This is a genomic window from Falsibacillus albus (assembly GCF_003668575.1).
Taxonomy (GTDB): Bacteria; Bacillota; Bacilli; order Bacillales; family DSM-25281; genus Falsibacillus; species Falsibacillus albus.
The window spans coordinates 20,584-28,638 of sequence record NZ_RCVZ01000025.1; the positions used below are offsets into that span (position 1 = coordinate 20,584).

Consider the following 8,055-nt stretch of genomic DNA (forward strand, 5'->3'; position numbering starts at 1 on the left):
CCAATCAACAGCTAGAATATGCTAAAAACAACAAACACGCTTTAACATTGAAAAACCCGAACCAATCCGAAGTCTAAGGAAAGATTTCGGATTATAGTTCGGGTATTTCTTCGACTAAAACACTTTTGTCCCGCCCCTTTTAAATTGATATTGACCGCCTCCCGTTATGAATCCATCTACATTTGGGAATAATGGTCAATGCGATAAAAAGACAGGGGCTGATTTTTTGAGTGCACAACTTTATCAGCATTTTTTGCGCTGGCCGCTCATCTGGAGAGTCTTCAGCATGGCACTGGCTTCCATTCTTCTGTTTGGCTTTGCCATTCATATGATTGAGCCGAAGACCTTCCCCACTTTTTTCGATGGGGTTTGGTGGGCAATCATCACTGCTTCAACGGTTGGTTATGGAGATTACACTCCTCATACAACATATGGAAGAATCACAGGTATGCTGCTGATTTTGCTAGGCGCCGGATTCCTGTCGACGTATTTTGTGACGCTGGCTGCGGCAACAGTGAATACTCAAAATTCACTAAAAAAAGGAATGACTGAGTTTGTGGGGAGCAATCAAATGATCATCGTCGGATGGAATGAGCGTTCACGTGAAATTATCAATCAACTATTAAAAATGAAAAACGGCCGGCAAGTCGTCCTCATCGATGACTCACTGGGAGAGAATCCTTTCCAGCAGCCACAGGTCCACTTCATTAAGGGAAAGCCCTATATCGATACAGTCATGGAGAAAGCAAAAATCCACGACTCCAGCCTGCTGTTGATAACAGCGGACCAAAACACCAATGAAATCCAAGCAGACATGAATTCCATTCTCACCTTGTTGGCTGCCAAAGGGATGAAACCGGACCTTTATTGCGTCGTGGAAATCCTGACTTCGGAGCAAGTCAAAAATGCCAAACGTGCTGGGGCGGACGAAGTCATCCAGACGAACAAGCAAACCAGCTACGTGATGATGAACAGCTTGATCTCCCATGGGATGTCCACTACATTGCTGACATTATTGAATCAATTAAAAGGAAGCAATTTGCGGTTCATTGAATTGGATCCTCAATGGGAAGGAAAAACATTCATCCAAATCAGCTCCCATCTGCTGCAACATAAAATCTTGCTTTTGGGAATCAAGAGAGAGGAAGAAACGAAAATTAACCCGCCCTCGGACGAAATGCTTCATGCCGGGGACCATCTGCTTGTCGTTTCAGATTAGCGTCTGTTCCAATTCCTTCACTAAATCTTTGCCAACTTGAATATATTGCTTTGGAAAACTGGCATCCTTGTCCACCGGCTCCTGGAATTGGTTGAATGAAGCGGACACATTGAATATATTCGCATGGTCATCCAGCCCCCGCTGATATTTATGGGAAAGCAGATACGGCTTCCCTAATTTTACGGTGACGCCCTGCGAATCCAGCTGTCCGTCAACCGCAGTAAATGGAACGCGCAAAAATTGATAGCCTACCTCATCGTCGATCTTATAATCAAAATAGCCATGATCATAATCCCAGTTGCCGCCGATATCATAGCCAAGCGGCTTCATCAACTGCTCAAGCTTATATAATTGATAATGTTTGCCTTCAATATTTGAATCAATCTCAATCATGCACTGCATCTCCTTTAGCTTTTATTTCTTAGCTTTTCAAAGGAATGCATCGGCTATTCGCAATCATTGATGGAAAATAAGAAAAGCGGTAGCTTGAGGGGGCGCGGAATTTGTCGCTCGATGTCGATTGGCTGATATCCTGTTATTTTTGGCTGATATTTTTAAAAATCAGCTGCAATCCTGAAGCAATCGGCAGATAAATTTTCAAGTTTGGTCATTTCACACGTCCAGCGGCATAGAGCAACAATGATATCGGTCTAAATTTTAATATATCGGTCGATTTCCCCCTTTTATCGGTCAAAAATGAAATATATCGGCCATTCGACATAAACCATCTCATTTCCCCTCTTTTTAGAAAATCACTTCCCATTAAATCAAAAAAGCCAGCCCCGGGCATATGCACCGGGGCTGGCTCAATGTTCATTATTTCAATCTTTTTTCCAATTCTGCTTTCTTCTCTTCGAATCCAGGCTTTCCTAATAATGCAAACATATTCACTTTATATGCTTCAACACCTGGTTGATCAAACGGATTTACACCGAGCAGGTATCCGCTTAAGGCACAAGCTTTCTCGAAGAAATATACCAAGTATCCAAACGTATAGGCATCCATTGCCGGGATTTCAACGACAAGGTTCGGAACACCACCGTCTGTATGGGCAAGAAGAGTGCCTTCAAATGCTTTGTTGTTGACGAAATCCACAGTTTCACCAGCCAAATAATTCAAGCCATCAAGATCATTGCTTTCTTCTTCGATCGTGATTTCATGGCGGGCATCCTTGACTTTGACGATTGTTTCAAACAGATCCCTGCGCCCTTCTTGAACATATTGTCCAAGGGAATGTAGGTCCGTTGAAAAGTTCGCAGAGGAAGGATAAATGCCTTTTTGGTCTTTTCCTTCACTCTCGCCGAATAATTGCTTCCACCATTCAGCGAAGTATTGCAACCCTGGTTCATAGTTAATAAGCATCTCGATCGTTTTTCCTTTATTATAAAGGACATTTCTGACAGCTGCATATTGGTATGCAAGGTTTTCTTCAAGCTCTGAGTGGCTGAAATCCTCGCGTGCCTTCTCAGCGCCTTTCATCATCTCTTCGATGCTCACACCGCTCACGGCAATCGGAAGAAGACCGACAGCAGTAAGTACAGAATACCGTCCACCGACATCGTCAGGAATCACAAAAGACTCATACCCTTCTTCGGTAGCCAATGTTTTCAATGCACCTTTTGCTTTATCTGTTGTAGCGTAAATGCGGCTCTTCGCCTCTTCCTTCCCATACTTTTCTTCAAGCAGTTTGCGGAAAATGCGGAAGGCCAAGGCAGGTTCCGTAGTCGTCCCTGATTTGGAAATGACATTGATTGAGAAATCCTTCTCTTTCAACACGTCCATCAAGTCCTTCATATATGTGGAGCTGATGTTATTCCCGACAAAGAAGACTTGCGGTGTTTTGCGATCTTCTTTTGCAAGAGTATTGTAAAAACTGTGGTTCAGCATTTCAATCGCTGCACGGGCTCCGAGATATGAACCGCCGATTCCGATTACCAGCAGGATATCGGAATCACTTTTGATTTTCTCAGAAGCTTTCTGGATGCGGGAGAATTCTTCTTTGTCGTAATCAACCGGAAGATCGACCCATCCTAAAAAGTCACTTCCTGCACCCGTTTTTTCGTGCAGGGAATGATGAGCGACCTTCACTGCATCACGTAAATATGTAAGTTCATGTTCGCCAAAAAACGAAAGAGCTTTGGAATAATCAAACTTAATATGTGTCATGTTCATTTCCTCCGTTTAATTAGTTGTCTGTTATCACTTTAGCTGAAGCTGAATTGATAATCAAGAAATCGCTTATATTGTAAGCGTATCCAATAAGAATTTTTTTTGAGCTGCGTTCTCTTGAAGCAAATATTGTATTTATTGCCATGATTTCTACAAATTTGCTTTTACAATAAAAAGAAGGAAATGCCCAAATTTTCACAGGGCATTTCCTTGATGCTGCTTATAATGATGCACGCAAAATGGCCAACACGTCGTCTCGGTTCAGCTTCGTGAAGTTGCCGAATTCGCCGTTTGCCATTGCCTTATCAGCAATTTCATCCAGTCTGCTGTCATCGATGTCATAGTCAGCCAGACGGGATGGTGCGCCGATGGAGCTCCAGAATTCACGGAGTTTCTCGATTCCTTCCAACCCTGCTTCTTCATCGCTTTTTCCTTCAGAATCGACGCCGAAAACATTAACGGCAAGCTGTTTGAATCTTGCTGGGTCCACTTTCAGATTATGCTTCATCCAGTTCGGGAATAGGATGGCCAATCCCCCGGCATGCGGGATATCGTAGACGGCAGATACAGCATGTTCTATGTTGTGCGTCGCCCAGTCGCCGCGGTAGCCCATTTGGAGCATTCCATTCAAGGCGATATTTCCTGCATAAAGAATCGTTTCGCGCAGTTCATAATTTTCAAGATCTTCGACCATTTTAGGAGCCGTTTCCTTCACAGTGTTCAGGACGCCTTCACACATACGGTCCTGGACCGGTGTATTGTCCGCATTATTGAAGTATTGTTCAAAAACGTGTGACATCATATCGACCATTCCATAAATGGTGTGGTCTTTAGGCACTGTGAACGTGTTTTGAGGATCGAGGATCGAGAACTTAGGGAATGTTGCAGGACTTCCCCAGCCATACTTTTCATTCGTCTCCCAGTTTGTGATAACGGATCCTGCGTTCATTTCCGACCCAGTGGCAGCCAATGTCAACACTGTACCAAACGGAAGTGCTTCTTTGGCAATTGCCTTCTTCGTAACTAAATCCCAAGGATCGCCGTCGTATTTAGCTCCCGCTGCAATCAGCTTTGTGCAGTCGATGACGCTTCCGCCGCCAACCGCCAAAAGTACATCGATCCCTTCATTTTTGCAGATTTCAACGCCTTTTCGTGCTGTAGAAACACGCGGGTTCGGTTCAACCCCGGCTAGCTCGAATACTTCTGCATCCATTTCCTTCAATGTCGAAATGACTTGATCGTATAGACCGCTTCTTTTGATGCTTCCGCCGCCGTATACTAAAAGAACTTTATTTCCATATTGGGGCAATTCATTTTTTAATTCGCCTAACTGATCTTTTCCAAAAATTAATTTTGTTGGGTTGTAAAATGTAAATTGATTCATTTAAAAATCCCTCCTTGTTCCCCATTATTAATCACAGCCATAGCTTTTGCAAAAAAGATGCTCAATCATACTCTATATTTTGAATAAATCGAATCCTAATGATGAATAATTTAATTAAGCTCGTCGAAATCTAAAGACGTAGCTATTTGATAAGGAGGAAATCATCATGAGTGGAATTCAACGTATAGCACTAGTACTTACCATAATCGGAGCGATCAACTGGGGATTAATTGGATTTTTCCAATTTGACTTGGTAGCAGCTATCTTCGGTGGTCAAGGTGCTGCACTTTCTCGTATCATTTATGGCTTAGTGGGAATTGCCGGGCTTATCAACCTTGGTCTATTATTTAAGCCGAATGAAGAGCTTGAGCGTGAACCAGAAGCACGTACTACACGCTAAACAATTTAAACCAATCAATGACAATAAAAAGGGATGTACCGTCAGTGCCTGGCACTGACGGTACGTCCCTTATCTTATTTTCAACTTTGCAGTTCTTTGGTCCAAGGAAATTTCGAATTCTGATTTTCCCTTCTCTTCGCCTTTGATCAAGCCGGTTCCGCTTTTCTTATACCCAGCCTCTGTATCTTGAGGCTTCGGCCATTTTTCTCGCTCCGACCATATAGGCTGCCAAGCGCATATTAATTCTGCGATTTTCAGCAGTCTGGTATACATTGTTAAACGAATCCACTATTTTCTTTCTCAGTTTTTCATTCACTTCCTCTTCGGTCCAGTAGTATCCTTGATTGTTCTGAACCCATTCGAAGTAGGAAACCGTTACACCGCCTGCACTCGCCAACACATCGGGGACTAGCAGAATGCCGCGGTCTGTCAATATTTTGGTCGCTTCCAATGTAGTAGGTCCATTTGCGGCCTCTACAACAATAGAAGCTTTGATGTTATTGGCGTTGTCGGCTGTAATTTGGTTGGAAACAGCTGCCGGGACCAAAATATCACAATTGATTTCAAGAAGTTCATGATTGGAAATGGTATTCTCAAATAGAGTCGTCACGGTTCCGAAACTATCCCTGCGATCAAGCAAATAATCGATATCCAAGCCGTTCGGATCATGCAGCCCGCCATATGCGTCTGATATCCCGACCACTTTGGCACCTGCATCGTTCATGAATTTTGCCAGGAAGCTCCCGGCATTTCCGAAACCTTGGATGACGACACGTGCGCCTTTAATATCAATGCCTTTTTTCTTGGCCGCCTCTTCTATGCAAATGGTTACCCCTTGCGCTGTTGCTTTTTCACGTCCTTGAGATCCACCTAAAGCAATTGGCTTACCGGTAATGAATCCTGGAGAATCGTATTCGCGAAGTCGGCTGTATTCATCCATCATCCATGCCATGATCTGGGAGTTCGTATAAACATCCGGAGCCGGAATGTCCTTTGTTGGCCCGACGATTTGGCTGATGGCCCGCACATATCCACGGCTCAGCCTTTCGATTTCACTCATGGACATGGTTCTGGGATCGCAAATAATCCCGCCTTTTCCACCACCATACGGCAAATCGACGATGCCGCACTTTAAACTCATCCACATGGAAAGAGCCTTTACTTCTTCTTCATCGACCTCGGGGTGAAATCTTACCCCTCCTTTAGTCGGCCCGACCGCATCATTATGCTGGGCGCGGTAGCCTGTAAATACTCTGATGGTACCATCGTCCATTCTTACGGGGATGCGGACAGTCAACATCCGCAAAGGTTCTTTCAGCAATTCAAATAGATCATTTTCATAGCCGAGCTTCGTTAATGCTTCTTTAATCACTTCTTGAGTTGAAGTAAATAAATTCAAATTCTCTTCCATTCATTATTCGCCTCTTTATTGTGTAATCAGTTGACGCTGTCTATTGTACCATTATGAAAGCACTTTATTAATACGTTCAATCGCCCAATCAAGCTCTTCTTTGGAAATAACCAATGGCGGTGCAAATCGAATGACTGTATCATGTGTTTCTTTACAAAGGAGACCTTGTTCTTTTAGCGCTTCACAGTGTTTTCGAGCAGGCTCATTCAATTCGACCCCGATAAAAAGACCTCTTCCCCTGACTTCTTTGATGGCTGGATTATCGATTTCTTTCAATTTGCCCATGAAATATTCACCGAGTTCCAGGGAGCGCTCTGCAAGCTTCTCATCCACAAGCACATCCAATGCAGCCACAGAAACCGCGCATGCCATCGGATTTCCACCAAAAGTAGAGCCATGTGAACCTGGATTGAATACATTCAATATGTTCTTGTCTGCCACAACACATGAAATCGGGAAAACGCCGCCGCCTAAAGCCTTTCCTAAAATATACATGTCGGGATTAACACCTTCCCACTCACATGCAAACATTTTCCCTGATCGACAAAGGCCAGCCTGAATTTCATCCGCAATAAAAAGCACATTATTTTCTTTGCACTCTTCAAACGCTGCTTTCAAGAAGCCTTCTTCAGGCATGACAATTCCAGCTTCTCCTTGAATCGGTTCGATCAAAAATGCTGCTGTATTCGGAGTAATCGCTTCTTTCAATGCATCCAGATCACCATATGGAATTAATTTGATTCCAGGAAGCATAGGTCCAAATCCACGTTTATATTCTTCCTCGGACGACAAGGACACTGCCGTCATCGTACGGCCATGGAAATTGCCTACGCAGGCAATCACTTCAGCCTGATTATCAGGGATGCCTTTTACATCATATCCCCAGCGCCTCGCTGCTTTGATGGCAGTCTCAACTGCTTCTGCCCCCGTATTCATCGGAAGGGCCATTTCTTTATTGGTAAGCTTGCAAATCTTTTCATACCAAGGTCCCAGCTGATCGTTGTGGAAGGCTCGGGAGGTCAATGTAACGCGGTCTGCCTGGTCTTTCAGTGCCTGGATGATTTTTGGATGGCGATGCCCTTGATTCACTGCGGAATAAGCACTAAGCATATCCATATACTTATTCCCTTCTGGATCCTTAACCCAAACCCCTTCTGCTTCAGAAATGACGATTGGCAGTGGAAGATAATTAGGTGCTCCAAAACGCTCCGTTTGATCAATGATTTCATTCGTTTTTATCATTTTAAAATCCCCCGTTCTTATTTAGGACAGGGCTGACCTATTACAGTCTTCCTTTCCAATGGATTTGTTAAACGTAGTCAATTGATCATACGTTCATCACGGAAAGCTATGACCGATAAGCCAGCCCCTTGAATTTATCGATCGGTACTATTCGCTTTACGTCGATCGATTAAAGCATTTCTGAAGTTGTTTTCGCCTGCATATGCAAGAGCAGGTAATCCGGGCCGCCC

General features: G+C 43.8%; 7 protein-coding genes. 2 read left to right on the forward strand and 5 right to left on the reverse strand.

The genetic code is table 11. The features are described 5' to 3' along the window. Positions 1–226 precede the first annotated feature (226 nt). The gene (locus D9X91_RS21365) at positions 227–1,219 is read left to right on the forward strand and encodes a potassium channel family protein (protein WP_233569886.1); all 993 of its coding nucleotides are present in this window, start codon (positions 227–229) and stop codon (positions 1,217–1,219) included. On the opposite strand, the gene D9X91_RS21370 is transcribed toward D9X91_RS21365, so the two are convergent. From D9X91_RS21370 to D9X91_RS21385, 3 genes are all read right to left on the reverse strand, one after another. Further along, entirely contained in the window at positions 1,211–1,612 is a 402-nt protein-coding gene (locus D9X91_RS21370) for a YugN-like family protein (protein WP_121682687.1), read from the reverse strand. The two genes, D9X91_RS21365 and D9X91_RS21370, sit on opposite strands and share 9 nt — an antisense overlap. A gap of 423 nt (positions 1,613–2,035) precedes the next feature. After that, positions 2,036–3,385 (reverse strand): glucose-6-phosphate isomerase, encoded by a 1,350-nt coding sequence (locus D9X91_RS21380; protein ID WP_121682689.1) that lies wholly within the window; start codon positions 3,383–3,385, stop codon positions 2,036–2,038. Positions 3,386–3,608: 223 nt separating this feature from the next. Then, positions 3,609–4,772: an iron-containing alcohol dehydrogenase gene (locus D9X91_RS21385; RefSeq protein ID WP_121682690.1), complete on the reverse strand. Its 1,164-nt coding sequence runs from the start codon at positions 4,770–4,772 to the stop codon at positions 3,609–3,611. 166 nt (positions 4,773–4,938) lie between these two features. Between D9X91_RS21385 and D9X91_RS21390 the strand changes: the two genes are divergently transcribed. Continuing rightward, complete coding sequence (locus tag D9X91_RS21390) at positions 4,939–5,172, forward strand: DUF378 domain-containing protein (RefSeq protein ID WP_121682691.1); 234 nt, start codon at positions 4,939–4,941, stop codon at positions 5,170–5,172. A 166-nt stretch (positions 5,173–5,338) separates the two neighbouring features. Here the strand turns inward: D9X91_RS21390 and D9X91_RS21395 are convergent, their stop codons facing one another. Next, entirely contained in the window at positions 5,339–6,583 is a 1,245-nt protein-coding gene (locus D9X91_RS21395) for a Glu/Leu/Phe/Val family dehydrogenase (protein WP_121682692.1), read from the reverse strand. 51 nt (positions 6,584–6,634) lie between these two features. Continuing rightward, positions 6,635–7,825, reverse strand: a complete 1,191-nt coding sequence (locus D9X91_RS21400) for an ornithine--oxo-acid transaminase (RefSeq protein ID WP_121682693.1) — start codon at positions 7,823–7,825, stop codon at positions 6,635–6,637. Positions 7,826–8,055 lie beyond the last annotated feature (230 nt).